General features: G+C 62.6%; 26 protein-coding genes. 17 read left to right on the top strand and 9 right to left on the bottom strand.

Annotated features, from left to right (window positions below; genetic code table 11):
* Positions 1-168: 168 nt before the first annotated feature.
* From PQR42_RS10625 to nadC, 3 genes are all read left to right on the top strand, one after another.
* Complete coding sequence (locus PQR42_RS10625) at positions 169-1,365, top strand: DesA family fatty acid desaturase (protein ID WP_408213906.1); 1,197 nt, start codon at positions 169-171, stop codon at positions 1,363-1,365.
* A gap of 130 nt (positions 1,366-1,495) precedes the next feature.
* The gene (nadA, locus tag PQR42_RS10630; RefSeq protein ID WP_408389585.1) at positions 1,496-2,635 is read left to right on the top strand and encodes a quinolinate synthase NadA; all 1,140 of its coding nucleotides are present in this window, start codon (positions 1,496-1,498) and stop codon (positions 2,633-2,635) included.
* Entirely contained in the window at positions 2,635-3,534 is a 900-nt protein-coding gene (gene nadC, locus PQR42_RS10635) for a carboxylating nicotinate-nucleotide diphosphorylase (RefSeq protein ID WP_408389583.1), read from the top strand. The genes nadA and nadC overlap by 1 nt, the downstream gene beginning before the upstream one ends.
* Before the next feature lie 90 nt (positions 3,535-3,624).
* On the opposite strand, the gene nadB is transcribed toward nadC, so the two are convergent.
* The 4 genes from nadB to radC all read right to left on the bottom strand — a co-directional run bounded on the left by nadB (position 3,625) and on the right by radC (position 6,904).
* A complete protein-coding gene (gene nadB / locus PQR42_RS10640) occupies positions 3,625-5,223 on the bottom strand; it encodes an L-aspartate oxidase (RefSeq protein ID WP_408213914.1) in 1,599 nt (532 codons plus the stop codon).
* 248 nt (positions 5,224-5,471) lie between these two features.
* On the bottom strand, positions 5,472-5,639 hold the full coding sequence (gene rpmG / locus PQR42_RS10645) for a 50S ribosomal protein L33 (RefSeq protein ID WP_007180630.1): 168 nt from the start codon (positions 5,637-5,639) through the stop codon (positions 5,472-5,474).
* A 10-nt stretch (positions 5,640-5,649) separates the two neighbouring features.
* Entirely contained in the window at positions 5,650-5,883 is a 234-nt protein-coding gene (gene rpmB, locus PQR42_RS10650; RefSeq protein WP_007180631.1) for a 50S ribosomal protein L28, read from the bottom strand.
* A 241-nt stretch (positions 5,884-6,124) separates the two neighbouring features.
* Positions 6,125-6,904 carry a RadC family protein gene (gene radC, locus PQR42_RS10655; RefSeq protein WP_408213917.1) on the bottom strand — a complete coding sequence of 260 codons (780 nt, stop codon included), beginning with the start codon at positions 6,902-6,904 and terminating at the stop codon, positions 6,125-6,127.
* Between the two features lie 167 nt (positions 6,905-7,071).
* Between radC and PQR42_RS10660 the strand changes: the two genes are divergently transcribed.
* The 7 genes from PQR42_RS10660 to PQR42_RS10690 all read left to right on the top strand — a co-directional run bounded on the left by PQR42_RS10660 (position 7,072) and on the right by PQR42_RS10690 (position 14,106).
* Positions 7,072-7,527: an FKBP-type peptidyl-prolyl cis-trans isomerase gene (locus PQR42_RS10660; protein ID WP_075302429.1), complete on the top strand. Its 456-nt coding sequence runs from the start codon at positions 7,072-7,074 to the stop codon at positions 7,525-7,527.
* Positions 7,528-7,529: 2 nt separating this feature from the next.
* On the top strand, positions 7,530-8,489 hold the full coding sequence (gene ispH, locus PQR42_RS10665) for a 4-hydroxy-3-methylbut-2-enyl diphosphate reductase (RefSeq protein ID WP_408213921.1): 960 nt from the start codon (positions 7,530-7,532) through the stop codon (positions 8,487-8,489).
* A gap of 540 nt (positions 8,490-9,029) precedes the next feature.
* The gene (locus PQR42_RS10670) at positions 9,030-10,229 is read left to right on the top strand and encodes a branched-chain amino acid ABC transporter substrate-binding protein (RefSeq protein WP_408213924.1); all 1,200 of its coding nucleotides are present in this window, start codon (positions 9,030-9,032) and stop codon (positions 10,227-10,229) included.
* A 230-nt stretch (positions 10,230-10,459) separates the two neighbouring features.
* A complete protein-coding gene (locus PQR42_RS10675; RefSeq protein ID WP_408213927.1) occupies positions 10,460-11,410 on the top strand; it encodes a branched-chain amino acid ABC transporter permease in 951 nt (316 codons plus the stop codon).
* 18 nt (positions 11,411-11,428) lie between these two features.
* Complete coding sequence (locus PQR42_RS10680) at positions 11,429-12,598, top strand: branched-chain amino acid ABC transporter permease (protein ID WP_408213929.1); 1,170 nt, start codon at positions 11,429-11,431, stop codon at positions 12,596-12,598.
* Between the two features lie 18 nt (positions 12,599-12,616).
* A complete protein-coding gene (locus PQR42_RS10685) occupies positions 12,617-13,390 on the top strand; it encodes an ABC transporter ATP-binding protein (RefSeq protein WP_408213932.1) in 774 nt (257 codons plus the stop codon).
* Positions 13,390-14,106 (top strand): ABC transporter ATP-binding protein, encoded by a 717-nt coding sequence (locus tag PQR42_RS10690; RefSeq protein WP_408227842.1) that lies wholly within the window; start codon positions 13,390-13,392, stop codon positions 14,104-14,106. Before PQR42_RS10685 ends, PQR42_RS10690 begins: the two co-directional genes overlap by 1 nt.
* A 79-nt stretch (positions 14,107-14,185) precedes the next feature.
* Here the strand turns inward: PQR42_RS10690 and PQR42_RS10695 are convergent, their stop codons facing one another.
* Together PQR42_RS10695 and PQR42_RS10700 are read right to left on the bottom strand one after the other, a co-directional pair.
* Positions 14,186-14,656 carry a GNAT family acetyltransferase gene (locus tag PQR42_RS10695; RefSeq protein ID WP_408389581.1) on the bottom strand — a complete coding sequence of 157 codons (471 nt, stop codon included), beginning with the start codon at positions 14,654-14,656 and terminating at the stop codon, positions 14,186-14,188.
* An 18-nt stretch (positions 14,657-14,674) separates the two neighbouring features.
* Positions 14,675-15,859: an acetylornithine transaminase gene (locus PQR42_RS10700; protein WP_408389579.1), complete on the bottom strand. Its 1,185-nt coding sequence runs from the start codon at positions 15,857-15,859 to the stop codon at positions 14,675-14,677.
* Positions 15,860-15,902: 43 nt separating this feature from the next.
* Between PQR42_RS10700 and PQR42_RS10705 the strand changes: the two genes are divergently transcribed.
* Both PQR42_RS10705 and PQR42_RS10710 read left to right on the top strand, forming a co-directional pair.
* Positions 15,903-16,190, top strand: coding sequence for a hypothetical protein (locus PQR42_RS10705; protein ID WP_408213943.1), 288 nt, complete (start codon positions 15,903-15,905; stop codon positions 16,188-16,190).
* Positions 16,191-16,393: 203 nt separating this feature from the next.
* The gene (locus PQR42_RS10710; RefSeq protein ID WP_408389577.1) at positions 16,394-16,696 is read left to right on the top strand and encodes a hypothetical protein; all 303 of its coding nucleotides are present in this window, start codon (positions 16,394-16,396) and stop codon (positions 16,694-16,696) included.
* 59 nt (positions 16,697-16,755) lie between these two features.
* On the opposite strand, the gene PQR42_RS10715 is transcribed toward PQR42_RS10710, so the two are convergent.
* Positions 16,756-17,787: a CDP-6-deoxy-delta-3,4-glucoseen reductase gene (locus tag PQR42_RS10715; protein WP_408389575.1), complete on the bottom strand. Its 1,032-nt coding sequence runs from the start codon at positions 17,785-17,787 to the stop codon at positions 16,756-16,758.
* A gap of 109 nt (positions 17,788-17,896) precedes the next feature.
* Here PQR42_RS10715 and PQR42_RS10720 point away from each other — a divergent pair, with 109 nt between their 5' ends.
* Positions 17,897-18,922, top strand: coding sequence for a Rossmann-fold NAD(P)-binding domain-containing protein (locus tag PQR42_RS10720; RefSeq protein WP_408389573.1), 1,026 nt, complete (start codon positions 17,897-17,899; stop codon positions 18,920-18,922).
* A gap of 161 nt (positions 18,923-19,083) precedes the next feature.
* On the opposite strand, the gene PQR42_RS10725 is transcribed toward PQR42_RS10720, so the two are convergent.
* Positions 19,084-19,272, bottom strand: a complete 189-nt coding sequence (locus tag PQR42_RS10725; RefSeq protein WP_408213952.1) for a hypothetical protein — start codon at positions 19,270-19,272, stop codon at positions 19,084-19,086.
* A gap of 167 nt (positions 19,273-19,439) precedes the next feature.
* The gene (locus tag PQR42_RS10730) at positions 19,440-20,150 is read right to left on the bottom strand and encodes a pseudouridine synthase (protein WP_408389571.1); all 711 of its coding nucleotides are present in this window, start codon (positions 20,148-20,150) and stop codon (positions 19,440-19,442) included.
* Positions 20,151-20,246: 96 nt separating this feature from the next.
* Here PQR42_RS10730 and PQR42_RS10735 point away from each other — a divergent pair, with 96 nt between their 5' ends.
* The 4 genes from PQR42_RS10735 to PQR42_RS10750 all read left to right on the top strand — a co-directional run bounded on the left by PQR42_RS10735 (position 20,247) and on the right by PQR42_RS10750 (position 25,617).
* On the top strand, positions 20,247-21,500 hold the full coding sequence (locus PQR42_RS10735) for an MFS transporter (RefSeq protein ID WP_408389569.1): 1,254 nt from the start codon (positions 20,247-20,249) through the stop codon (positions 21,498-21,500).
* A gap of 160 nt (positions 21,501-21,660) precedes the next feature.
* Entirely contained in the window at positions 21,661-22,644 is a 984-nt protein-coding gene (locus PQR42_RS10740) for a MurR/RpiR family transcriptional regulator (protein WP_132373407.1), read from the top strand.
* Positions 22,641-23,633 carry an isoaspartyl peptidase/L-asparaginase family protein gene (locus PQR42_RS10745; protein ID WP_408213963.1) on the top strand — a complete coding sequence of 331 codons (993 nt, stop codon included), beginning with the start codon at positions 22,641-22,643 and terminating at the stop codon, positions 23,631-23,633. The genes PQR42_RS10740 and PQR42_RS10745 overlap by 4 nt, the downstream gene beginning before the upstream one ends.
* Before the next feature lie 61 nt (positions 23,634-23,694).
* Positions 23,695-25,617 carry a dipeptide ABC transporter ATP-binding protein gene (locus PQR42_RS10750; protein ID WP_408213966.1) on the top strand — a complete coding sequence of 641 codons (1,923 nt, stop codon included), beginning with the start codon at positions 23,695-23,697 and terminating at the stop codon, positions 25,615-25,617.
* The last annotated feature ends 35 nt before the right edge of the window (positions 25,618-25,652 follow it).

Raw genomic sequence — 25,652 nt, forward strand, 5'->3', positions numbered from 1 at the left:
GATCCTTGGCGCGTTCCTTCTGTTGATGCCGCACAAAAAAACCCTATTTGTTACAAACACTTGGAACGGTTCAAGTAGAATGTCGTCCAATCCCGCTGTATGCTTTCACTTTCTTGACACGCGCATTTTGCGTGTGTCTCGTGTCTCTCGTTCTACAGGTAAATTGCCTTGTTGAATTCTTTGCTCGATTTCCTTGCCCACGGTCTGCTGCACTTCTCGTGGTGGCAACTTGTGCTGTACACGGCGATCGCGACGCACATCACGATCATCGGCGTGACGGTCTATCTGCATCGCTGCCAGGCGCACCGCGCGCTGGAGTTGCATCCGGTCGTCAGTCATTTTTTCCGTTTCTGGCTGTGGATGACCACGGGCATGTTGACCGGCCAGTGGGCCGCGATTCACCGTAAGCACCACGCCAAATGCGAGACGGAAGAAGATCCGCACAGCCCGCAAACGCGCGGCATCTGGAAGGTGCTGCTCGAAGGCGCGGAACTGTATCGCGTCGAAGCGAAAAACGAAGAAACCATGCGCAAGTTCAGTCACGGCACGCCGAACGACTGGATGGAACGCAACGTCTACACCAAGTACCCGATCCTCGGCGTGAGCCTGATGATGGTGCTGAATGTCGCGCTGTTTGGCGTCGTCGGCCTGACGATCTGGGCCGTGCAGATGGTGTGGATCCCTTTCTGGGCTGCCGGCGTGGTCAACGGCCTCGCGCACTTCTGGGGCTACCGCAACTTCAACTCGTCGGATGCCAGCACCAACATCTTCCCGTGGGGCATCATCATCGGCGGTGAAGAACTGCATAACAACCATCACACGTATGCGACGTCGGCCAAGCTGTCGAACAAGTGGTATGAGTTCGACATCGGCTGGATGTACATCCGCATCATGTCGGCATTCCGTCTCGCCAAGGTGAAGAAGGTCGCGCCTACGCCGCGTCTGACCACCGGCAAGATGGTGCTCGATCAGGATACGCTGCAAGCCGTGCTGGCCAACCGGTACGAAGTGATGGCGCGTTACGGCAAGGCGCTCAAGCGCGCCTATCGTCAGGAACTGGCGCATTTGAAGGAAGTCGGCGCGCGCGAGAAGTATCAGGTGATGCGCGGCGCGCGTAGCTGGTTCCACAAGGAAGAAGCGGGTCTCGACGAGCCGCAGAAACGCCAGCTGCCGCAAATCTTCGCGAACAGCCAGAAGCTGAAGACTTATATCGACATGCGCAATGAGCTGGCTGCCATGTGGGAACGCTCCAACGCATCGCGCGATCAGTTGCTGATCCAGTTGCAGGACTGGTGTCATCGCGCTGAGCAGAGCGGTATTAAAGCGCTGCAAGAGTTTGCGATGCGACTGCGTCGTTATGCCTGATAGCGAAATCCATTAAAATCTCAGTACGTCACAAAACCCCGCGTTGGCGGGGTTTTGCTTTTTGGGCCGTGGAAACTGCAACGACACGCGATTGACAGTCCGCGGCGGCAGAGCGAAGGCAGAGGAGATCATGGATCAGCAGGCGATCAGAACCGTCGAATACGACCGGCCGCAGGCGCAGGGCACGACCTGCGGGATCGGGCAGGCGTGGGCAAAGGTGCCCGACATGCCGTCGGCGGAAGAGAAGGTGGCGCTGAAGGCACGTATCCGCGCATTGCTCGAGCGCGAGAAAGCGGTGCTTGTCGCGCACTATTATGTCGATGCGGAATTGCAGGAGCTGGCCGACGAGACTGGCGGCTGTGTGGCCGACTCGCTGGAGATGGCGCGCTTCGGGCGCGATCATGCGGCGCAGACGCTGGTCGTCGCGGGCGTGCGCTTCATGGGCGAGACGGCGAAAATTCTGAGTCCGGACAAGCGCATTCTGATGCCGGATCTCGACGCGACCTGTTCGCTCGATCTCGGCTGCCCGGTCGACGAATTCTCGGCTTTCTGCGACGCGCATCCGGATCGCACGGTGGTCGTGTATGCGAATACGAGCGCGGCGGTGAAGGCGCGCGCGGACTGGATGGTGACGTCGTCGATCGGCTTGGAGATCGTTGCTGATCTGCACGCACGTGGCGAAAAGATCATCTGGGCGCCGGATCGCCACCTCGGCAGCTATATCCAGAACAAGACCGGCGCGGACATGCTGTTGTGGCAGGGATCATGTCTGGTGCACGACGAGTTCAAAGGCATCGAACTCGATCTGCTGCGCGCCGAATATCCGGGCGCGAAAGTTTTGGTGCATCCGGAGTCGCCGGCTAATGTGGTTGCGCAAGCGGACGTGGTGGGCTCGACCACGCAGTTGATCGACGCGGCGCAGAAACTCGACGCGACGCATTTCATCGTGGCGACCGATCTCGGCATTTTGCACAAGATGCAGCTCGCCGCACCCGGCAAGATCTTGATTGCCGCGCCGACGGCCGGCAACAGCGCGACCTGCAAGAGTTGCGCGCATTGTCCATGGATGGCGATGAACGGCCTCGCGAATCTTGCCGATGTGCTCGAGCGCGGCCACAACGAAATTTTCGTCGATCGTGCGATTGGCGAGCGGGCGCGTCTGCCGATCGACCGGATGCTGGACTTCGCGGCGCGTCACAAGAAGCGCGTGCAGGCGAGCGGCGATCTCGCGCGCGACGCGCAACTGTATTCGAATGTGGGGGCGGCTTAATGGGCGCGGTAGAAGGCAACAAGCTCGAAGCGGTGTCGCCGCTATTCGCTGAAATTCACGCGCAATACGGCGCGGCATTCGACGCCGCATTGGCACGCAATGTATCCGATGCATTAGCCGAAGATGTCGGCGCGGGCGACCAGACAGGCCGCCTCGTTCCCGCAGACGACGTGCGCGACGCACGTATCATCGTGCGCGAAGATGCTGTGCTGTGCGGTGTGCCGTGGTTTGAAGCAGTGATGCGCGAGGTTGACCCGCGTATTGAAGTCCAGTGGCGCTATCGCGAAGGCGAGCGGATGACGGCCGATACAACGGTTTGCGAAATGCGCGGGCCAGTTCGTGCGCTGTTGACCGCCGAACGCAACGCGCTGAACTTCCTGCAATTGCTGTCGGGCGTGGCGAGCGCGACGCGTCGTTATGTCGATGCCGTCGCGCATACGCGAACGCGCATTCTCGACACGCGCAAGACCTTACCGGGCCTGCGGCTCGCGCAGAAGTACGCGGTGCGCGTGGGTGGTGGGGCGAATCAACGGCTCGCGCTGTACGACGGCATTCTCATCAAGGAAAATCACATTGCCGCGGCCGGCGGCGTGGGCGCGGCCATGGACGCGGCGCTGGCGTTGAATGCGGGCATCTCGATCCAGGTCGAAGTCGAGACGCTCGAGCAGTTGGAAACCGCGCTGGCTCATCGCGCGCAATCCATTCTGCTGGACAATTTTTCTTTCGATGCCATGCGCGAAGCGGTGCGCATCACAGCGGGGCGGGCGGTGCTGGAGGTATCGGGCGGCGTGAACTTCGATACGGTGCGTACGATCGCGGAAACCGGTGTCGATCGCGTGTCGATCGGCGCGCTGACCAAAGACGTGCGCGCAACGGATTACTCGATGCGGATCGTCTGACGCTTAAGCTCGCCATCAGCAGCATTCAAGCAAAAAAAGGCCGTCGCCGGATCATTCCGGCGATGGCCTTTTCGTTCCAACTCGTCTCGATCACACGTTGCGGTTGCGCACATGCTCCGGCGAGAGCACCGTCGGCAGCGCCTTGGGCAAGGTCGCCGGCCAGTCACGGCTGAAGTGCAGGCCGCGGCTCTCGCGCCGCGAACGCGCGCCTTCGACGATCAACGACGCCACGTCAACCAGATTGCGCAATTCGAGCAGGTCGCGGCTCACCTTGAAGTTCGCGTAGTACTCGTGGATCTCGTCGCGCAGCAGGGCGAGCCGGTGCTTCGCTCGCGCGAGCCGCTTGTCGGTCCGGACGATACCGACGTAATTCCACATCAGCCGGCGCAATTCGTCCCAGTTGTGCGCGACCACGACTTCTTCGTCCGGATCGGAGACACGGCTCTCGTCCCAATCGGGCAGCGGTGCGTGGACGGCGGCGCTAAATCCTTCTTCTTCGATAGCCTGCGCCGCGGAGCGTCCGATCACGAGGCACTCGAGCAGGGAATTGCTGGCAAGCCGGTTCGCGCCGTGCAGGCCCGTGCATGACGTCTCGCCCACCGCGTAGAGGCCCGCCAGATCCGTGCGGCCCGCCAGATCGGTTACGACGCCACCACACGTGTAGTGTGCGGCCGGCACGACCGGAATCGCTTCCTTGGTGATGTCGATGCCGAATTCCTGGCAGCGTGCCAGAATCGTCGGGAAGTGTTCACGCAGGAATTCAGGCGGCTGATGGCTGATGTCGAGATACACACAATCGATGCCGCGCTTCTTGATTTCGAAGTCGATCGCACGCGCGACGATATCGCGCGGTGCGAGTTCGGCGCGTTCGTCGTGATTCGGCATGAAGCGCGTGCCGTCGGGCAGCTTGAGAATGCCGCCTTCGCCGCGCACGGCTTCGGAAATTAGAAACGACTTGGCATACGGGTGGAACAGGCAGGTCGGATGAAACTGGATGAACTCCATATTCGACACGCGGCAACCGGCCCGCCAGGCCATTGCAATGCCGTCGCCCGTAGCAGTGTCGGGATTCGTGGTGTAGAGATAGACCTTGCCGGCCCCGCCGGTGGCGAGCACTGTGTGAGGCGCCTCGATCGTCACGGTGCGCCCGCTTTGCAGATCGAGCGCGTACAGGCCGTGACAGCGTCGTCCCGGCAAGCCGAGGCGGTCGGACGTGATGAGGTCGATGGCGTAGTGATCTTCGAGCAGCGTGATGTTCGGGTGACGGCGCACCCGCTCGCTGAGCGTGGCCACCACGGCATGGCCCGTCGCATCGGCAGCGTGAATGATCCGGCGATGGCTATGACCGCCTTCGCGCGTCAGGTGGAAGCCGAGCTCGGCGGCGTCGTCTTTGGTGAACGGCACGCCTTGCGCGATCAACCATTCGATCGCGGCACGCCCGTGTTCGACGATAAAGCGCGTCGCCGCTTCGTCGCACAGCCCGCCACCGGCGATCAGCGTATCGCGCACGTGATTTTCGATGCTGTCTGCCGAATCCAGAACCGCGGCGATGCCGCCTTGCGCCCAGTCGCTCGCGCCTTCGGTCATCGATCGCTTGGCGACCACTGCTACCCGCCGGGTCTCCGCCAGATTGAGCGCGACGCTCAAACCAGCCAGACCGCTACCGACAATCGCCACATCGAATTCCATTGCCTACATCTCCGTCTTTTCGTTTTGCGATGACGGCGTGCCATTCGCTCGCCGCTGAAACGAGAAAGGATACGCGCCGCGACGGATGAGGGAAAGCTGGCCGAACGACATAAGACTGTTCGCGTTGGCGAATGTGCAGATGCGGAAACTCAAAAGCAGAAACAAAGGCGCGCTGAAAACAAAAAAGCCTCGCACGAATGCGAGGCTTTTTTGCATGTCTTTTGCCTTCGTCAGGCAGGAGCCAAGATTTATTTAATCTTGGTTTCCTTGTACTCAACGTGCTTACGGACGACCGGATCAAACTTCTTGATCAGCATCTTTTCCGGCATGTTGCGTTTGTTCTTCGTGGTCGTGTAGAAGTGACCCGTGCCTGCGGTCGATTCCAACTTGATCTTGTCGCGTGCGCCTTTCGCCATGATTTACTCCTTAGGCTTCACCGCGTGCGCGCAGATCTGCGAGCACAGCGTCGATACCGTTCTTGTCGATCAGGCGCAGGCCGGCGTTCGAAACGCGCAGACGCACCCAACGGTTTTCGCTTTCCACCCAAATGCGGCGGTTTTGCAGGTTCGGCAGGAACCGGCGCTTGGTTTTGTTGTTCGCGTGGGAAACGTTGTTGCCGCTCATCGGCGCTTTCCCAGTTACTTGGCATACGCGTGCCATGAGAGCACTCCTAATACGCTAATTCTGAGTTCGAACGCCGTGAAAGTTTCCCGAAAAGAGCCGCGCTGAGCTGTTGACACAACTCTAGGCACGTTTCCTTTCCGGAACGCCTTGGTGGCTTCGGAACAGGGGGTTGGAAATAGGCAAACCGGAATTATAGCGGAAAAAAAGCCGCAAAATCAAACCTTATTTGCGATGCCGGACACGGCGCAACGTCTGCGCGACCCTGGTTCATGCCGTCTCACGGCCAGCCGGCGCGGGCGAAGGAGTAGACGCTGTCGGCGCCGATCACCAGGTGATCGACCAGTTGCACGTCGATCAGTGTGAGGGCGTCGCGCAGCGTGTGCGTCAGACGGCAGTCGCTTGCGCTCGGCTGGACGGCGCCGGAGGGGTGATTATGCGCGACGATCAGGCTGGCTGCATTCAGGCTCAGCGCGCGCCGCACGATCTCGCGCGGATACACGGCCATGCGCGTGAGGGTGCCCTGCGCGCTTTCTTCGCAGCGTATCAGCCGATGCCGGGCGTCGAGGAAAAGCGACACGAAAACTTCCTGCGGACGCCCGCCGATCCGCAGGCGCAGGTAGTTTTCCACGGCTTCGGGCGAATTCATCAGCGAGCGCGAGCGCATTTTTTCGACCAGCGAGCGCCGCGCCATTTCCATGATGGCGAGCAGCTGCGCCTTTTTCGCCGGGCCGATGCCGCGCAGGCCGTCGAAGTCCGTGTAGGTCGCGTCGAGCATGGCGCGCAGCGACCCGAAACGGTCGAGCAACCCGCGCGCGACGCTGAAGACGTCGTGACCGGGCAGGCCGGTGCCGAGTATCAGCACGATCATCTCGGTATCCGATAGCACGCCGGGCCCCTGTTCGAGCAACCGCTCGCGCGGCATGTCGTTTTTAAGCCATTTACCTCGCAGGAGCGGCGGGGACGCGGGCCCGCAGCAAGCCGTTGCATTGGGCCTCGGCGATTCGGCGGCCGCCGCTTCAGGGGCTGCCTCGTCAAACAGGGTGGCGTGATCTGCCATATATAGAGTGTCCTCCGCTTCGGGTTAGGGGCGCCACGGACGCAAGCCGCCGCCCGCTATGTGGCTTACAATAGACGCTTTGCGCACGGCATCCCGACGGTTTGCCACACGCGTCGACTGCGCCAGCGGCGCACGCGTGCAGCGCGCTTCGACTGAGCGAGCATTGCATGAGCATCATCGACATTTCCGAAGTGAAACCCGGTTCACACGTGACGCTTCACTACCGGCTTTCTCTTGCCGATGGCGCCGAAGTCATCAATACGTTTAACGACAAACCCGCCACGCTGCTGCTCGGCGCCGGCCAACTGGCGCCGCCGCTGGAAGATATTTTGCTAGGTTTGAAGGTGGGCCACCATTCGACCTTTCAGCTAGCGCCGGGGCAGGCGTTCGGTCCCCGCAATCCGGAATTGATCCAGCGCGTGTCGCTGGCCACGCTGCGGGAAAACAGCATGATCGGCGAGGATTTTTCGCCGGGCGACCTGGTCGAATTCAACGCGCCAGGTGGCGGCCGCTACGCTGGCGTCCTGAAAGAAGTCGGCGAAACGTCGGCCCTGTTCGATTTCAACCACCCGCTTGCCGGCCAGGCGCTGGCGTTTGAAGTGAAAATCATCGGGATTCTGTAAACATGAGCACCACGGATACGACTCTTGCTGAAACCGAGATCCTGCTGGCGCAGCCGCGCGGGTTCTGCGCCGGCGTCGACCGGGCGATCGAGATCGTCGAGCGGGCTATCAAGCTGCACGGCTCGCCGATCTATGTGCGTCACGAAATCGTCCATAACGCATACGTCGTCGAGGATCTGCGCAAGAAGGGGGCGATTTTCATCGAGCGGCTGGAAGAAGTGCCGCCCGGCAACACGGTCATTTTCAGCGCGCACGGTGTGTCGAAGGCCGTGCGTTCGGAAGCCGAGTCGCGCGGGCTGCGCGTGTACGACGCTACGTGTCCGCTCGTGACCAAGGTGCATATCGAAGTCGCGAAGATGCGCCAGGACGGCTTCGACATCGTGATGATTGGCCACAAAGGCCATCCTGAGGTCGAAGGCACAATGGGGCAGGCGGGCGAGGGCATGCATCTGGTGGAAGACATCGAAGACGTGCAGGCGTTGCAACTGGCCGACCCCGAGCGGATCGCCTTCGTCACGCAAACCACGCTCTCGGTCGACGACGCCGCCGAGATCATCGGCGCGTTGAAGGCCAAATACCCGTCCATCCGCGAACCGAAGAAGCAGGACATCTGCTACGCCACGCAAAACCGCCAGGACGCGGTGAAGTTCATGGCGCCGCAGTGCGACGTCGTGATCGTGGTCGGCAGCCCGAATAGTTCAAACTCCAACCGGCTGCGCGAGCTGGCCGAAAAGCTCGGCGTGCCTGCCTATATGGTGGACTCGCCCGATCAGATCGAGCCGGTCTGGGTCGAGGGCAAACGCCGCATCGGCGTGACGGCCGGCGCCTCGGCGCCGGAGGTGCTGGCGCAGGCGGTGATCGCCCGGCTGCGTGAGCTCGGCGTGCGCAACGTGCGCGCGCTGGATGGCATCGAGGAAAACATCGCGTTTCCGTTGCCGCGCGGGCTGGGTCTGCCGGCCTGACGATCCACTCATTGCTGAAAGAAAAGCGCGCCCTCGGGCGCGCTTTTTTTATCTCTCAACTTCAGCGAGCTCACAATAAATAAAGTGCCAGATCATAGAAAAGTGCCGATTTTGGTGTCCTCTCGCACAAATTTCTTTGAAATGTGATCCGGTTTTTTATAGATTTATAAGTGATGCGTCCCCGTTTTATTAGACCTAAAGCGGCTGAGCGGTTTTTTGACGCACTAAGATAGTGCGTGCGTCTCGATATTGATGGAAACGTAATACTTAACGCGAAGCACGGTGCAATCGGGTGTCGGGGGAATTTGCTGCAACACTTGATGCTATTGGGTGCAGCGGTGGTGCAACTGATGCACGAAAAACAATCGCAACCGGGTTGCGCCTATTGGCGGATTTCGCTCTCAAAATAAGGTTGCAATGCAGGAAAACCCTGCCGGTTCAACAATATTGCCCGTCGCAAAATTGGAGTTACAATGCGCGCGTTCTCAAGGCCTTAGGGCCCCGAACAATAGTTTTTGGAAGGCGCAGGAGACCTACTTAATGCGAGTCAAATTTGCTTACGCCGTGTCCATCGCGGCCGCGGTTGCGATGTTGACCGCGTGCGGCAAGAAACAGGATGGCGAGGCGGGAGCGGGGGCGTCGGCGGCTACGGCCGCGGCGGCGCCGGCGAGCGAGGCGACTATCGTCAAGATCGGTCATGCGGCCCCATTGACGGGACCCATTGCTCATCTCGGTAAAGACAATGAAAACGGCGCGCGTTTGGCGGTTGACGAAATCAACACGCAGGGTTTGACCATCGACGGCCACAAGATCGAGTTGGAGCTCGACGCGCAAGACGACGCCGCGGACCCGAAAACGGGAACGGCGGTCGCTGAAAGATTCGTCGACGATCATGTCGTCGCCGTGGTCGGCCACTTGAACTCGGGCGTCTCGATTCCTGCGTCGAAGATCTATAGCGATGCCGGCATCGTGCAAATCTCGCCGTCGTCGACGAACCCGGGGTACACGCAACAAGGTTTCAAGACGACTTATCGCGTGGTCGCGACCGATGCCCAGCAGGGGCCGGCGCTTGCCAATTACGCAACGAAGGTGCTTAACGCGAAACGCATCGCGATCGTCGACGACTCGAGCGTCTACGGTAAGGGATTGGCCGACGAGTTTGCGAAGGCGGCACAGGCGAGCGGGGCAAAGATCGTCTCGCGCGAATCCACGAATGACAGGGCTACGGAGTTTCAAGCCGTCCTTAGAAAGATCAAGCGTGTTCAGCCGGACGTAATCATGTTCGGCGGCATGGACGCGACGGGCGGGCCGTTCACCAAACAGGCGGCGGCGCTCGGTATCAGGGCAAAAATCCTTGGCGGCGACGGTGTGTGTACCGACAAGGTGGGTGAGCTGGCGGGAACCGCCGTGCAAAACCTGGTCTGTTCGGAGGCAGGACTCGCGCTTTCGAAAATGGACAAGGGAGCGGACTTCGAAAAGAAGTACGTGGAACGCTTCCACACACCGGTGCAGATTTACGCGCCGTTCACGTATGACGCTGTGTACGTGATTGTCGATGCAATGAAGCGCGCTAATTCGATCGAGGCGCCCAAGGTGCTGGCTGCGATGCCGTCGACTGATTACAACGGGGTAATCGGTCACATCGCGTTCGACGACAAGGGTGATTTGAAAGAGGGCGCCATTACGCTTTACGACTTCAAGGACGGCAAAAAAGCAGTTCTCGACGTCGTGAAGATGTGATGACGGGACGTTCAGCCTGACGGCACCGAAACCACCCAACGGTGCCGTTTTTGCATCCGCCCAAGGCAAGCCCGCGACTGTCATCCAGTCGCCAAGGCGAACCGGCAGCGGATAACCCTTACCGGTCTTTTACATCAGTACCCGCAGTGCCGTTGAGATTGGCGTACCGCATCACCGCCCACCGGCTGATGAAGAACGCGAATCCAGTCGCACGGGCTAAGGAGCATTAAATGGATATTTTCATCCAGCAGGTCCTCAACGGGCTGGTGCTTGGCAGCGTTTACGCCATCATCGCACTGGGCTATACGATGGTTTACGGCATCTTGGGCATCATCAACTTCGCTCACGGCGATGTGTTGATGGTGGGCGCGATGGTTGCGCTCTCAGCCATAGGCGTGCTTCAGAACCACTTCCCCGGCCTCGGCAATGTGCCGACGCTCATCATCGCGCTGATCATCGCGGCCATTGTGTGCTCGGCGGTCGGCTACACGATCGAGCGCGTGGCCTACCGGCCGTTGCGTAAAGCGCCGCGTCTCGCGCCGCTGATCACCGCCATCGGCGTGTCGATCCTGCTGCAGACGCTGGCCATGATGATCTGGTCGCGCAACCCGCTGCCGTTCCCGCAGCTGTTGCCTACCGACCCGCTGAACGTGATCAAGGCCACCGACACGACGCCTGGCGCCGTGATCTCGATGACTGAAATCGTGATCATCGTGGTGGCGTTCCTCGTGATGGGCGGCCTGCTGCTGCTGGTGCACAAGACCAAGCTCGGTCGCGCCATGCGGGCGATCGCCGAGAACCCGGGCAATGCCTCGCTGATGGGCGTGAACCCGAACTTCGTGATCTCGGCCACCTTCATGATCGGCTCGGCGCTCGCCGCACTGGCCGGCGTGATGATCGCGTCGGAATACGGCAACGCGCACTTCTATATGGGCTTCATTCCCGGCCTGAAGGCCTTTACCGCGGCGGTGCTGGGCGGGATCGGCAACCTCGGCGGGGCGATGGTCGGCGGCGTGATTCTCGGCCTGATCGAACAGCTGGGCGCCGGATATATCGGCAACCTCACCGGCGGTGTGTTCGGTAGTAACTATCAGGACGTGTTCGCATTCATCGTGCTGATCATCGTGCTGGTGTTCCGTCCGTCGGGCCTGCTCGGCGAACGCGTTGCGGATCGCGCCTGATCCTGGGAGAAAGCAAACATGACCTCAATTCAACCGATCGAGCCGTCCACGACGCTCATCCCTGAAAAGAACCTGACGAAGACGCTGACCGTCGGCATCATCACCGCGATCTTCGTGATCGCCGCGCCGATGATCATCGGCACGGCCGGCGGCAACTACTGGGTCCGCGTGCTCGACTTCGCGATGCTGTACGTGATGCTCGCGCTCGGCCTCAACGTGGTGGTCGGCTTCGCCGGCCTGCTGGACTTGGGCTACATCGCGTTCTACGCGGTCGGCGCCTACACGGCCGCGTTGCTGAGCTCACCGCACCTGGCGTCGCAGTTCGAGTGGATCGCGCATCTCGCGCCGAATGGCATGCACGTGCCGTTCCTGATCATCGTGCCCTGCGCGATGGGCGTCGCCGCGTTCTTCGGCGTGATTCTCGGCGCACCGACGCTACGTCTGCGGGGCGACTACCTCGCCATCGTGACGTTGGGCTTCGGGGAAATCGTGCGGATCTTCCTGAACAACCTCGACCGCCCGGTGAACATCACCAACGGCCCGAAGGGGATCACGGCGATCGACCCGGTGCACGTCGGCGACTTCAGCCTCGCGCAGACGCACTCGCTGTTCGGCTTCCAGTTCCCGTCGGTGTACTCGTACTACTACCTGTTCGTGCTGGCCGCGCTGTTGGTGATCTGGGTGTGTACGCGCCTGCAGCACTCGCGTATCGGTCGTGCGTGGGCCGCGATCCGTGAAGACGAAATCGCCGCCAAGGCGATGGGCATCAACACCCGTAACGTGAAGCTGCTGGCGTTCGCGATGGGCGCGTCGTTCGGCGGCCTGTCGGGCGCGATGTTCGGCTCGTTCCAGGGCTTCGTGTCGCCGGAATCGTTCACGCTGCCGGAGTCGATCGTCGTGCTGGCATGCGTGGTGCTGGGCGGCATGGGCCACATTCCGGGCGTGATTCTCGGCGCGGTGCTGCTCGCGGTGCTGCCGGAATTCCTGCGCTCGACAATGGGTCCGCTGCAGAACATGGTCTTCGGCCACGAAATCGTCGATACGGAAGTGATCCGTCAGCTGGTCTACGCACTCGCGATGGTGCTGATCATGCTGTACCGCTCGGAAGGCTTGTGGCCGTCGCCCAAGCATGAAGACAAGATCGCTAAACTGTCGAAGCGTAGCGGCAAGAAGCCGGTACGGGCCTAACGGACGAGGTGAATAACTATGAGCGATAACATTCGACTGTCCGTGAAGGGCGTGAACAAACGCTTCGGCGGTTTGCAGGCGCTGTCCGACGTCGGGCTTGAGATCAAGTCCGGCCAGATTTACGGTCTGATCGGCCCGAACGGCGCCGGCAAGACGACCTTCTTCAACGTGATCACGGGCCTGTATACGCCGGATTCGGGCGAGTTCAAGCTCGACGGCGAGAACTACACACCGACCGCGGTGTATCAGGTGGCGAAAGCCGGCATCGCGCGCACGTTCCAGAACATCCGTCTGTTCGGCGGCATGACCGCGCTGGAAAACGTGATGGTCGGGCGCCACGTCCGTACGAAACACGGCCTGCTCGGCGCAGTGTTCCAGACGCCGGCCGAGCGCAAGGAAGAGCGCGAGATCAAGGAACGCGCGATCGAACTGCTGGAGTACGTCGGCATTGCGCAGTACGCGGACTACACGTCGCGCAACCTGTCGTACGGCCACCAGCGCCGGCTGGAGATTGCCCGCGCACTGGCGACCGATCCGAAGCTGCTCGCGCTGGACGAACCGGCCGCCGGCATGAACGCGACGGAGAAGGTCGAGCTGACCAAGCTGCTCGACAAGATCCGCGCGGACGGCAAGACGATCCTGCTGATCGAACACGACGTGAAACTCGTGATGGGTCTGTGCAACCAGATGACGGTGCTCGACTACGGCAAGGTGATTGCGCAAGGTCTGCCGCACGACGTGCAGAAGGATCCGAAGGTGATCGAAGCTTATCTGGGTGCGGGGGTCCACTAATGGCAACGGCAATGTTGAAAATCAAGGGCCTGCAGGTCAATTACGGCGGCATCCAGGCAGTCAAGGGGATCGACCTCGAGGTCGCGCAGGGCGAGCTGGTCACGCTGATCGGCGCGAACGGCGCGGGCAAGACCACGACGATGAAGGCGATCACGGGTCTGAAGCCGTACACGATCGGCGACATCGAGTACATGGGCGAGTCGATCAAGGGCGTGCCGCCGCACCTGTTGCTCAAGCGTGGTCTGGCGATGGTGCCGGAAGGCCGTGGCATCTTCGCGCGCATGTCGATCGTCGAGAACATGCAGATGGGCGCTTATCTGCGTACCGATACGGACGGCATCAAGGCGGACGTGGATCGCATGTTCGGCTTCTTCCCGCGTCTGAAGGAGCGCGCGACGCAATACGCGGGCACGCTCTCGGGCGGCGAACAGCAGATGCTGGCGATGGCGCGCGCGATCATCTCGCGTCCCAAGCTGTTGCTGCTGGACGAACCGTCGATGGGTCTGTCGCCGATCATGGTCGAGAAGATCTTCGAAGTGGTGCGGGCGATTTCGGCCGAAGGCATGACCGTGCTGCTGGTCGAGCAGAACGCGCGTCTGGCGCTGCAGGCGGCGAATCGCGGCTACGTGATGGACTCGGGTCTGGTCACGATGTCGGGTGACGCGAAGCAGATGCTGGATGATCCGAAGGTGCGGGCGGCTTATTTGGGTGAATAAGCCCGGTTAGTTTGCTCTGCCTAAGAAAAAGGCCGCATGCGCAGAACACGCATGCGGCCTTTTTCTATTCGGCGCGGCTTTAAACAGCGGGCACAGGATCTGCCAACTCACCCAGACGCTTGCCGAGACTGACCACCGCATCGGCGCGATAACCGAGCGCCTCGTAAAACGCGCGCACATCGGCCTTGGCGGACAACACCTGCAGATTCAGCTTCGGACAGCCACGCTCCGTCAGTGCGTTTTCGACATGCGCGACGAGGCGCGTGCCGATCCCATGACGACGCAGCGACTCATCCACCGCGAGCGAATACAGCCAGCCGCGGTGGCCGTCGTAGCCGCCCATCACCGTGCCGACGATCCGCTCGCCGAGCACCGCGACAAAGAACAGTTCCGGTTGCGTCGCCAGCTTGTTGGCGATCGACAGATGCGGATTGCGCTGCGGCCTCGTGACGTCCCGATACTCTGGGAAGGCCTCCTGCCACAGTGCGACCACGGCATCGGTGTCGCTCGCTTCGAAGCGGCGGATCGACAACGTTGCGCTCGACGTCATACGCGCGGTCCTGTTCGATTACAGCGTGTCGAGAATCGAACGCAGCATCGCCATCATCTGGTCGATTTCCTCGTTCGTCACGTTCAGCGCCGGCATGAAGCGCAGCAGGTTCGGACGCGCCGCGTTCAGCAGCAGGCCGTCGGGCTGCATGTCGCGCGCCTTTTCGACGATCTGGTTGCCGATGTCCTTGCCGAGCAGCAGCGCGCGCAGCAGGCCTTCACCGCGTTCGCCCAAGAAGCCGCGTTCTTCCGACAACTCCAGCAGCTTCGAGCGCAGATACTCGCCGCGCGCCCGCACGCCTTCGAGGAAACCCGGCGCCGTGAGTTGCGAGATCACCGAGTAGCCGACCGCGGTCATCAGCGGATTGCCGTTATAGGTGCCGCCCTGATCGCCCGCTTCGAACACGGCGATCTCCGCTTTCGCGAGCAGCGCCGCGAGCGGCACGCCGCCGCCGATGCCTTTGCCGAGCGTCATGATGTCCGGCTCGATGCCCGACAGCTCATACGCGAACAGCGTGCCGGCACGGCCGCAACCGCTTTGCACTTCGTCGACGATCAGCAGCAGGTTGTGCTTTTTGGTCAGCTCGCGCAGTTGCTGCATGAACTCGCGCGTCGCGGGAATCACGCCGCCTTCGCCCTGAATCGGTTCGAGCATCACGGCAACGGTTTTCCCGTTGATGAGCTTCTCCACCGACGCGATATCGTTCAGATCCGCCTTCGGGAAGCCCGGCACTTGCGGTGCGTAGATCGTGTCCCAGCCCGGCTTGCCGCTCGCCGACATGGTGGCCAGCGTGCGGCCGTGGAAGCTGTGATCGAACGTGATGATCTCGAACGCGCCGTCCTTGAATTTCTTGCCCCACTTGCGCGCGAGCTTGATCGCGCCTTCGTTGGCTTCGGCGCCGCTGTTGGCGAAGAACACTTTGTCGAAGCAGCTATGTTGCGTGAGCAGGCCGGCGAGTTGCGCCATCGGCTGGTTGTAGAAAGCCGGTGACGGATTGATCAGCAATTGCGCCTGCTTGTTCAGCGCTTCGATCATGCCGTCGTTGCAATGACCGAGGCTGTTGACCGCCCAGCCCTGGATGAAGTCCAGATATCGCTTGCCGTTATTGTCATAGAGCCACGAGCCTTTGCCGTGCGTGAAAACGATTTCGGGCCGGTTCGTGATGTACATCAGCGACTCGATCGGATATTCATTGAAATTCATGACGGCAGGCTCCAGACAGCGGGGGGTGAAGGGTGGATGAAGATTGGCCAACTACGAAATCAAGGGCCGGAAAAACAGAAAAGCCACGGCATGCCGTGGCTTTCATGATTCGAACAGCTTGCGCCTTTGTGTGGCGCGAATCCGTGACGAAGCCAGCGGCGTCCCTAGGGGAGCGGCGAGCGGCGACGTCGAAGTTCGGACTGGATGCGGTTCATGCGCGAAAGAATACGACAAGGAAAGCGCTGGTGTAAACCATGAATTTGCGTCGGAGGGATATTTTTGTCCGCTGCACGAGTTCATGCTGCTTGCCGATTATGAGATGTCCGGCTGACTAAAATGTGACGGCGGTCGTTTAAACCGCTTGGCCGGCGGGCGGGGCAGGTCACGAAGAACGGCCGCTGGAAAAGCAAATGGGCGCTCGACTGAGCGCCCATTCTGAATCAGGAAGCCGGGGGTCCGCCCATCCGAAGATAGCTGCCGACGCTGATCCCGACTTATCACTAACAATTCTAAAAGCCGAGGAGACGCGCGTCAATGGACCACCTGACAGACCAGGAAATTTCAGCGGTTGCAGCGCTGCTTTCCGGAGAACGCCTGAGTATTTTTCACGCGATGGCGGGCACGACGCGCGCGGCCGTTGCGCTTCATCAACAGATGCTGCAACTCGCCGGGGCGTTGATGAGCGTCACGGCGGTCGTCGAAATAGCGCTGCGCAATGCGGTGTGCGACAGGCTGAGCGATCACTTCGGCGTAGACGGCTGGTTGCGTCGTCCACCAGCGCCCTTCGCCTGGAAGGACGAGGAGCCATCAATGCGCGAAGCGCGGCCATTTGCATAGCCGCGCTTCCAGAAATGCGCATAGCGAGCATCGACGCACCTACGCCGATGCCTCTCCCATCAAACCGCGTTCGCCAGATCCGCTGCGCTGGTGAACGAATCTGCGTAGAACTCGTCTTCCGGCAGACCGTGATGTTGCGTGAAATCGCGCTGCGCCGACTCGACCATCACCGGCGCACCGCACGCATACACCTGGTACGCCGACAGATCCGGCAAGTCCTCGATCACCGCGCGATGCACGAAGCCGACGCGGCCCGTCCATGCGTCGCTCGCGTCCGGCTCCGACAGCACCGGCACGAACTTGAAGTTCGGAATCTCGCGCGCCCATTGCTCGGCCAACTCGAGCAGATACAGATCCTTCTTACGACGCGCGCCCCAGTAGAGCGTCATCGGACGGTTCAGGTTTTTGAACGCCGCGTGTTCGACGATCGCCTTCAGCGGCGCGAAGCCCGTACCCGAGGCAAGCAGCACGATCGGCTTGTCCGAATCTTCGCGCAGGAAGAACGTGCCGAGCGGCGCTTCGAAGCGCAGGATGTCGCGCTCCTTCATGGTGTTGAACACGTGATCGGTGAAGGCGCCGCCGGGCATGTGGCGGATGTGCAATTCGATCGGGCCTTCCGTGTGCGGCGCGTTCGCCATCGAATAGCTGCGGCGCTTGCCGTCTTTCAGAATAAATTCGAGGTACTGGCCGGCGAGATATTGCAGACGCTCGTTGGCGGGCAATTGCAGCTTCAGCACGACGACGTCGTCGGCCTTGCGCTCGATCGCGTTCACGCGGCACGGCAGCTTCTTGACCTGCACGTCGCCGACGCCCGCTACTTCGCGAATGTCCACTTCGAGGTCGGTGCAAGCGGTCGCGCAGCAAAAGAGCGCCATGCCGCGCGTCTTTTCGTCGTTCGACAAAGCCGACGACGAATGCGGACGCTGCTCGATTTCCCCGCTGACCACGGTGCCCTTGCACGAACCGCAAGCGCCGTTCTTGCAGCCGTACGGCAGGCCGATGCCCTGGCGCAAGGCGGCGCTCAGCACCGGTTCGTCCTGTTCTACCTGAAACTGCCGGCCGCTTTGCCGGAGCGTGACGTTAAATGCCATAAAGTGTTCGAAATCGAAAAGTCGGTAATCGTTATCGGACCCGCGTTATCGGACCCGCCGTGTCAACTGCGCGGTGCGTGCCGCGCATGACGGCTACAATGCGTCCACCATGAAAGCGACACGAAACTTCCGCCGGCCGCGCGTGTTAATCGTAGGTTGCGGCGATGTCGGCATGCGCTGCGCGCCCTTGCTGCGGCCGCGCGCGCATGTCTTTGCGCTGACCAGCCACGCCGGGCGCTGCGCCGAATTGCGCGCCGCTGGCGTCACGCCGCTGGTCGGCGATCTGGATGTGCGCCGCAGCCTGAAACGGCTTGCGGGCCTCGCGCCGACGGTGCTGCATCTCGCCCCGCCGCAAAAAACCGGCGACGACGACCGCCGTACTCGCGCCTTGCTCGCTACGCTGGGTGCGCGCCGCGATTCAGCGCGAGCCGCCGTGGCGCCTACGGTTCCGCCGATAGGGCGGTTGCGCCACCTTCGTGCCTCGTGGGCGGAATCTGGAACAGCCGATATTGTACCCGACGGGGTGCGCCGGACCGCCGGCTCGCGCACACCCGTACGCCTCGTGTACGCGAGCACGACGGGCGTCTACGGCGACTGCGGCGGCGCGTGGATCGACGAGACGCGCGTGACGCAAGCAGCCAATGCGCGCGCCAAGCGCCGTGTCTCGGCCGAACGGCAACTGCGGCGCGCGACCGCGCGCGGCAGCGTCGCGGCGAGCATCGCGCGGATTCCGGGCATCTATGCGGGCAACCGCCTGCCGCTCGCGCGGCTCGAAAAGCGCACGCCGGCCTTGATCGATGCCGACGACGTCTACACCAACCACATTCACGCCGACGATCTGGCCGCCATCCTCGTGCGCCTCGCCACACACGGGCGGCCGGGGCGCGTGGTCCACGCGTCCGACGACACGTCGCTGAAAATGGGCGAGTACTTCGATGAGGTCGCCGACGCGTTCGGCCTCGCGCGTGCGCCGCGCATTACGCGAGCCGAAGCGGAGTCGCAGATCGAGCCGACCTTGCTGTCTTTCATGCGTGAATCGAGGCGGCTCGTGAACCGGCGTCTCAAAGAGGAATTGCGCGTGCGCTTGCGGTATCCGAGCGTCGAAGATTTTCTGCGTGAAGGCGTGAAGGCGTGAAGGCGTGAAGGGATAGGTTGAGAAGCGTCGCTTCAACCTTTCCCACGCACTGCAATAACTCACTAAAAAGCGCGGCAAAAAGCCATCTCTCCCGGCCCCGCCCGGAAAATCCCGCGCCGCGCCGCGCTCCACTGCATCAGCGCGGCGCGGCCTCGCCAGGCCTACGTCAGCGCGGGCAATGCTTCCAACAGCAGGAAACACAGCATCGCGCCGATCAATGCGCCGATCAGGTTCGGATGATATTTGTGCCGCAGCCGCATCACGACCAGCAAGCCGCCGATCAGGACCAGTCCGACGCACACAAAAGCAATCATCACGGACGAAATCTGGAAACTGTCGTGGATGACCATGGCGCCCCTCCTTGAACCCTTTGTAGTCTTTGTTTAAACGAGTATAGGGCGAGGTGTAAGGAAGATCATGCTGCGACGCAGCGCGCGAGCAGGCGCCGCGCGCGCTATGTGCGCAGCCGCGCGTGCGTTTTCCTGCTGCATCAAGAGCTTAAAGGGGTGCTACCGGTTTACCCGTTCCGTAAAGATCCGAGGTCGGTTTCGTCGAGCCATTGCCAAGCGCCTGGCGCAAGCGTTTCGGGCAAAGCAAGTCCGCCGATCCGCTCCCGATGCAGCGCCTCGCAACGGTTGCCGGCCGCGGCGATCATCCGCTTGACCTGGTGATACTTGCCTTCCATCACGGTGAGCGCGAGCGCGTGATTGCCGCGTGCTTGGGCGTCGACTGCCGCAATCGGTTTGGATTCGCCGTGCAGCAGCACGCCGTCGCGCAGCGTGCTCAATTGCGCGTCGTCGATCGGATGACGCGTGGTCGCGATATACACCTTCGGCACCTTGCGTTTCGGCGACGTGAACAGGTGCACGAACTTGCCGTCGTCGGAGAGCAGCAGGAGGCCGGTCGTGTCCTGATCGAGCCGGCCCACGCATTGCACGCCGCGCTCGGCGAACTGCGGCGGCAACAGGCTGAACACGCTCAGATGATGCTGCGGATCGCGCGAGCACTCGTAGCCCGCCGGCTTGTTCAGGAGCAGATAGGCCTGCTCGCGATATGGCCAGATGACGCCGTCCACGCTGAAGGAAAAGCTGGTGTCGTCGATGAGGAAATCGGCGTCGGCATCGGTGCAGACAGCGCCGCCGATGCTCACGCGCGCGTCGGCGATCAGCGCGCGGCATTGGCGGCGCGAGCCGAAACCCTGAGTAAAGAGAATGCTTTCGAGATTCATGGCGAGCGAAGAATAACACCGCAAGAAGCGGAGCGCCCCGCGGCGCGAGTCGGACCACGATGAACTCCTTCATATCCCCGTCGCAGGAGTTCATTGATGCACGCTACATCCTCTACATCGACCGCGCTCCGACTGCCGGCCGCCTTTCAGCGGCTCGCGTGGTCGAACCTGGTCGCGCAATCCGCCGAACAGATCAGCCTCGCCGCCGCGCCGCTCGTCGCGGTCTTTGCACTCGGCGCCGACGCGCGCGACACGGGTCTGTTGCAAACCGCGCAGACGCTGCCGTTCCTGTTGCTGTCGATACCGCTGGGCGTGTGGGCCGACCGTCGCTCGCGCCGCACGTTGATGACACTCGCCGAAAGCGTGCGCGTGATTGCCATGCTGTGCGTGCTGCTGCTCGTCATGACCCATGCATTGAGCCTGCCGCTGCTCGCCGCGCTCGGCTTCATCGCCGCGACCGGCACGGTGGCCTACAACGTCGCGGCGCCTTCGTTGGTGCCCGCGCTCGTGCCGCGTGAAGCGTACGCCAGCGCGAACGGCCGGCTGGAACTTGCGCGCAGCGTGGCGTATTCGGCGGGGCCGGCGCTCGGCGGACTGCTGGTCGGCTGGATCGGCGCGGGTTGGGCGTATGGCTGCGCGGCCGCGCTGTCGGCGCTTGCTGTCACGTTGTTGGCGGGCTTGCGCGAACCGCCGCGCACTGCAGCGCCGCAACGTCACTTCATGCTGGAACTGCGCGATGGTACGCGTTTCGTGCTGCGCGATGCGCTGCTGCGTCCGATGCTCGCGACTGCGGTGTTTTTCAACCTCGGCTTCTTCGTGCTGCAAGCGGTGTATGTGCCGTACGCGGTGCATCGGTTGAGTTTGAGCGCGTCGGCGGTCGGCGTGACGCTCGGCGCCTACGGTGTCGGCATGGTGTGCGGCGCACTCGCCGCGCCCGCCATCGCGCGACGCCTCGCATTCGGCCGCGTGCTGATCATCGGGCCTTCGTGCGGATTGCTCGCGTCGCTCGTCATGGTGGCGACACTCGTTGCGCCGTCGTTCTGGCTGGCGATGCTGAGCTTCTTTTTGCTCGGCGCCGGACCGATTCTGTGGGTGGTCGGCTCGACCACGCTGCGCCAGGCCATCACGCCCGAACGGATGATGGGCCGCGTCTCCGCTCTCAATAGCACCGCCACCTACGGCGCGCGCCCGCTCGGCGCGTTGCTCGGTGCCGCGATCAGCGCGCGGTGGGGCATGGACGCGTGTCTCGTTGCTGCGGCGGCCGCCTTCCTCGTGCAGGCGCTGATCATCGTCATGTCGCCGGCAGCGCGGCTTGATCGCATTCCCGAGCAAAGCGCAGCGGTTTGCTGAAAACTGATTTTCACGAAGCCGCGTCGGTGTGCGCTTGAGATACGTCGTTTGTGCGCGGCTCGTCCGTGAAAACCCTTGAAAATGAAAATGAATTTTTTTCGGTGAAATTTCTATGTAAATATACTTTCATTCATTTTCATTGCACCGCGCCCTCGCTCGCATGATTCATCAACCGTCCGTTGCTTCCGATTCCGCCGAGCAGGCCATCGCCGCGCGTATCGCCGCGGCCATGCCGACCCTCACGCCGATCCATCGACGCATGGGTGACTACGTACTGGCCAATCTGTTTCGCGCGGCGACCATGCGGATCGACGAACTGGCCAGCGTGGTCGGTGCGTCGGTGGCGACGGCGAATCGCTTCGCCCGCGCGCTCGGTTTCGACGGCTATCCGCAGTTTCGTGAGGCGCTGGTGCGCGGCTTCGAGGCGACGCTCGCACCGGTCGAGCGCTTGCGCAGTGCGCAGGAATCGCTCGCAGCCGGCGACGATGTGGTCGACGCCTCGCTCGAACAGGCCGCCAACAATCTGCACGCCACCCGCACGGCAATCGATAGCGCCGCAGCCGAAGCCGCCGTCGAAGCGATCATCGCCGCGCGCCGCGTGTTCGTGCTCGGCTTCGGCGCCAGCGCGTTTCTCGCGGGTCTGATGGAACACGGCCTGATGCCGTATCACGACAACGTGCAGTCGCTCGCGTTGATGGGCGGACCGTCGCACGCCGCGCGGCGTCTGTTTGCTTCCAACGAGGGCGATCTCGTCATCGGCATCGCTTTCCCGCGTTACGTCGAAGACACGATCGAACTCGCGCATCGCGCGGCAGGCCGTGGCGCTCGCGTGCTCGCGCTGACCGACAGTCCGCGTTCGCCGCTCGCGCAGTTTGCCGACATCTCGCTCTACGTCCGCGCCGACCGGCGGCTCGCGGCGAATGCCGATTCGGCCGTGCTCGCCGTGATCGAAGCGCTGTGCGACGCGGTGGCGTATCGGGCCAAACGCTCGGTGAAGGCCGCCGCCGAAGTCAGCGAATTCCTGCTGCCGTGGCTCGTCGACCCGCAAGCCGAGGCCGCCGGCACGAGCGCGCGGCCCGCGCGCGGCGCGACCCGAACCACCCGAACTTCCCGCACTCCTCGCACTACGAAAGCCAAACGATGAACTCCAACGCAGTCATTGCCATTCATGGCGGGGCAGGCACGATCCTGCGCTCGTCGATGTCGGCCAGCGCCGAAGCCGAATACCACGCCGCCTTGCACGCGGTGCTGAGCGCCGGCCAGCGCGTGCTCGCCGACGGCGGCAGCGCGCTCGACGCCGTCAGCGAAGCCGTACGACTGCTCGAAGATTGTCCGCTCTTCAACGCGGGCCGTGGCGCGGTCTACACGGCGGCCGGCACGCACGAACTCGACGCGGCGATCATGGACGGCAGCACGCTCGAAGCCGGCGCGATCTGCTGCGTGAAGCGCGTGCGCAATCCGATTCTGGCGGCGCGCCGCGTGCTCGAACGCAGCGAGCATGTGCTGTTCACCGGCGAAGGCGCGGAAGCGTTCGCCGCCGCGCAAGGCCTCGAATTCGCCGAGCCGGAGTATTTCCATACCGAAGCGCGCCATCGTCAATGGCTGATCGCGCGTGGGCAACAGCGCGCCATGCTCGATCACGACGGCGCCACGCTCGCCGCCGCGCCGTCTCCGGGTGACGACGATCCCACGCCGCACGAACCGATCGATCCGAACCGCAAGTTCGGCACCGTCGGCGCGGTCGCGCTCGATCAGCATGGGCACGTGGCTGCAGCGACATCGACGGGCGGCGTCACCAACAAGCAGGCCGGCCGGGTCGGCGATACGCCGCTGATCGGCGCGGGCTGCTATGCGGACGACGCGACGTGCGCGGTCTCGACCACCGGCTCGGGCGAAATGTTCATGCGCATGGTCGCCGCCTACGACGTCGCCGCGCAAATGGCCTACCGCAACGTGTCGCTGCAGGAAGCGGCCGACGACGTGGTGATGAACCGCCTGCCGAAGATCGACGGACGCGGCGGCCTGATCGCCGTCGATGCGCGCGGCAACGTCACGCTGCCGTTCAATACCGAAGGCATGTATCGCGGTTTTGCGCGGCTCGGAGAAACGCCGGTGACGGCGATTTACCGCTAGTCAGTCTGGCCGCTCACAGCATGAACCCCCGTTAGCCGCGTTCGAATTCAAAGGAACCATCGTGCCGACTTCATCGCACACCGCCCGTCCGCTTATCGAAACCTTGCCGCCACAACGCGTGCTCGCGGTCGACGATCTGTCGGTCGCATTCCGCAGCGGCGACACCACCTTCAACGCGGTGCGCAATCTGTCGCTGACGGTCGAGCGTGGCGAGACGCTGGCGATCGTCGGCGAATCGGGTTCGGGCAAATCGGTAACCTCGCTCGCGTTGATGCGGCTGATCGAGCATGGCGGTGGGCGCCTTGCCGGCGGCAGCATCGCTTTCCGGCGCCGCGACGGCAGCGTGCTCGACCTCGCGAAAGCGTCGTCCGGCACGATGCGTTCGATTCGCGGCGCCGACATCGCGATGATCTTTCAGGAACCGATGACCTCGCTCAATCCGGTCTTCACGGTGGGCGATCAGATCAGCGAGGCGATCGCCTTGCATCAGGGCAAGAGCCGCTCCGCCGCGCACGCCGAGACGCTGCGCCTGCTCGAACTCGTGCGCATTCCGGAAGCGCGCCGCGTGGCGGCGCGTTTCCCGCATCAACTGTCGGGCGGCATGCGCCAGCGCGTGATGATCGCGATGGCGCTGTCGTGCAAACCCGCCTTGCTGATCGCCGACGAGCCGACCACCGCGCTCGACGTGACGATCCAGGCGCAGATCCTGCAATTGATTCGCGGCTTGCAGGACGAGATGAACATGGGCGTGATCTTCATCACGCACGACATGGGTGTGGTCGCCGAAGTGGCGGACCGCGTGCTGGTGATGTATCGCGGCGAGAAGGTGGAAGAGGGCGCGTCCGACGCGCTGTTCGCCGCGCCGTCGCATCCTTATACGAAGGCGCTGCTCGCTGCGGTGCCGCGTCTCGGCGCGATGCAAGGCACGGATCAGCCGGCCAAGTTTCCGATCCTGACCGTCGAGCAGGCGAGCCTTAGCGGCACCGACCAGGCCGTGCGTCCCGCTGCCGCCGTCGCCGAAGAAACGCAGCCGCTGGTGCAAGAAACCACGCCGCCGATTCTGCGGGTTCGCGATCTGGTCACGCGCTTTCCAGTCAAGAGCGGATTGTTCGGCCGCTTGACGGGCCGCGTGCACGCGGTGGAAAAAGTCAGCTTCGATTTGCGGCCCGGCGAAACGCTCGCGCTGGTCGGTGAATCGGGTTGCGGCAAATCGACCACGGGCCGCTCGCTGCTGCGTCTCGTCGAAAGTCAAAGCGGGTCGATCGAATTCAACGGCAAGGAAATCAGCTCGCTGACGGGCCCCGCGTTGCAGGCGCTGCGCCGCGATATCCAGTTCATTTTCCAGGACCCGTTCGCCTCGCTGAATCCGCGTTTGACCGTCGGCTTCTCGATCATGGAGCCGCTGCTCGTGCACGGCGTTGCGCAGGGTGCCGAAGCGCAGGCGCGCGTGGCGTGGTTGCTCGAAAAAGTCGGCCTGCCGCCCGAAGCCGCGCGGCGCTATCCGCACGAATTCTCCGGCGGTCAACGGCAACGCATCGCGATTGCGCGGGCACTGGCCTTGAACCCCAAAGTCGTGATCGCCGACGAATCCGTGTCCGCACTCGACGTCTCGGTACAAGCGCAGATCGTCAACCTGATGCTCGATCTGCAGCGTGAACTCGGCGTCGCGTATCTGTTCATTTCGCACGACATGGCCGTGGTCGAACGCGTCAGTCATCGCGTCGCGGTGATGTATCTCGGGCAGATCGTCGAAATCGGTCCGCGTCGCGCGGTGTTCGAAGCGCCGCAGCATCCCTACACGCGCAAGTTGATGGGCGCGGTGCCGGTCGCCGATCCGGCGCGCCGTCACGCGAAACGCATGCTCGCCGCCGACGAGATTCCGAGCCCGATCCGTGCGCTCAATGATGAACCGATCGTGGCGCCGCTCATTGCAGTCGGACCGGATCATTTCGTCGCCCAGCATCGTGTGGGCGGTGCGTACTAAAAACCTAAAGCAGCACGCTTCTTCTCGCAGCATCA

It is taken from the genome of Paraburkholderia sediminicola (genome assembly GCF_046027355.1).
Classification (GTDB): domain Bacteria; phylum Pseudomonadota; class Gammaproteobacteria; order Burkholderiales; family Burkholderiaceae; genus Paraburkholderia; species Paraburkholderia sediminicola_B.

Excerpts from the sequence above, each read along its gene's own strand:
- nadA (WP_408389585.1), top strand. The coding sequence starts at position 1,496 with ATGGATCAGCAGGCGATCAGAACCGTCGAATACGACCGGCCGCAGGCG.
- nadC (WP_408389583.1), top strand. The coding sequence starts at position 2,635 with ATGGGCGCGGTAGAAGGCAACAAGCTCGAAGCGGTGTCGCCGCTATTC.
- nadB (WP_408213914.1), bottom strand. The coding sequence starts at position 5,223 with ATGGAATTCGATGTGGCGATTGTCGGTAGCGGTCTGGCTGGTTTGAGC.
- rpmG (WP_007180630.1), bottom strand. The coding sequence starts at position 5,639 with ATGGCGAAAGGCGCACGCGACAAGATCAAGTTGGAATCGACCGCAGGC.
- rpmB (WP_007180631.1), bottom strand. The coding sequence starts at position 5,883 with ATGGCACGCGTATGCCAAGTAACTGGGAAAGCGCCGATGAGCGGCAAC.
- radC (WP_408213917.1), bottom strand. The coding sequence starts at position 6,904 with ATGGCAGATCACGCCACCCTGTTTGACGAGGCAGCCCCTGAAGCGGCG.
- PQR42_RS10660 (WP_075302429.1), top strand. The coding sequence starts at position 7,072 with ATGAGCATCATCGACATTTCCGAAGTGAAACCCGGTTCACACGTGACG.
- ispH (WP_408213921.1), top strand. The coding sequence starts at position 7,530 with ATGAGCACCACGGATACGACTCTTGCTGAAACCGAGATCCTGCTGGCG.
- PQR42_RS10670 (WP_408213924.1), top strand. The coding sequence starts at position 9,030 with ATGCGAGTCAAATTTGCTTACGCCGTGTCCATCGCGGCCGCGGTTGCG.
- PQR42_RS10675 (WP_408213927.1), top strand. The coding sequence starts at position 10,460 with ATGGATATTTTCATCCAGCAGGTCCTCAACGGGCTGGTGCTTGGCAGC.
- PQR42_RS10680 (WP_408213929.1), top strand. The coding sequence starts at position 11,429 with ATGACCTCAATTCAACCGATCGAGCCGTCCACGACGCTCATCCCTGAA.
- PQR42_RS10685 (WP_408213932.1), top strand. The coding sequence starts at position 12,617 with ATGAGCGATAACATTCGACTGTCCGTGAAGGGCGTGAACAAACGCTTC.
- PQR42_RS10690 (WP_408227842.1), top strand. The coding sequence starts at position 13,390 with ATGGCAACGGCAATGTTGAAAATCAAGGGCCTGCAGGTCAATTACGGC.
- PQR42_RS10695 (WP_408389581.1), bottom strand. The coding sequence starts at position 14,656 with ATGACGTCGAGCGCAACGTTGTCGATCCGCCGCTTCGAAGCGAGCGAC.
- PQR42_RS10700 (WP_408389579.1), bottom strand. The coding sequence starts at position 15,859 with ATGAATTTCAATGAATATCCGATCGAGTCGCTGATGTACATCACGAAC.
- PQR42_RS10710 (WP_408389577.1), top strand. The coding sequence starts at position 16,394 with ATGGACCACCTGACAGACCAGGAAATTTCAGCGGTTGCAGCGCTGCTT.
- PQR42_RS10715 (WP_408389575.1), bottom strand. The coding sequence starts at position 17,787 with ATGGCATTTAACGTCACGCTCCGGCAAAGCGGCCGGCAGTTTCAGGTA.
- PQR42_RS10720 (WP_408389573.1), top strand. The coding sequence starts at position 17,897 with ATGAAAGCGACACGAAACTTCCGCCGGCCGCGCGTGTTAATCGTAGGT.
- PQR42_RS10725 (WP_408213952.1), bottom strand. The coding sequence starts at position 19,272 with ATGGTCATCCACGACAGTTTCCAGATTTCGTCCGTGATGATTGCTTTT.
- PQR42_RS10730 (WP_408389571.1), bottom strand. The coding sequence starts at position 20,150 with ATGAATCTCGAAAGCATTCTCTTTACTCAGGGTTTCGGCTCGCGCCGC.
- PQR42_RS10735 (WP_408389569.1), top strand. The coding sequence starts at position 20,247 with ATGCACGCTACATCCTCTACATCGACCGCGCTCCGACTGCCGGCCGCC.
- PQR42_RS10740 (WP_132373407.1), top strand. The coding sequence starts at position 21,661 with ATGATTCATCAACCGTCCGTTGCTTCCGATTCCGCCGAGCAGGCCATC.
- PQR42_RS10745 (WP_408213963.1), top strand. The coding sequence starts at position 22,641 with ATGAACTCCAACGCAGTCATTGCCATTCATGGCGGGGCAGGCACGATC.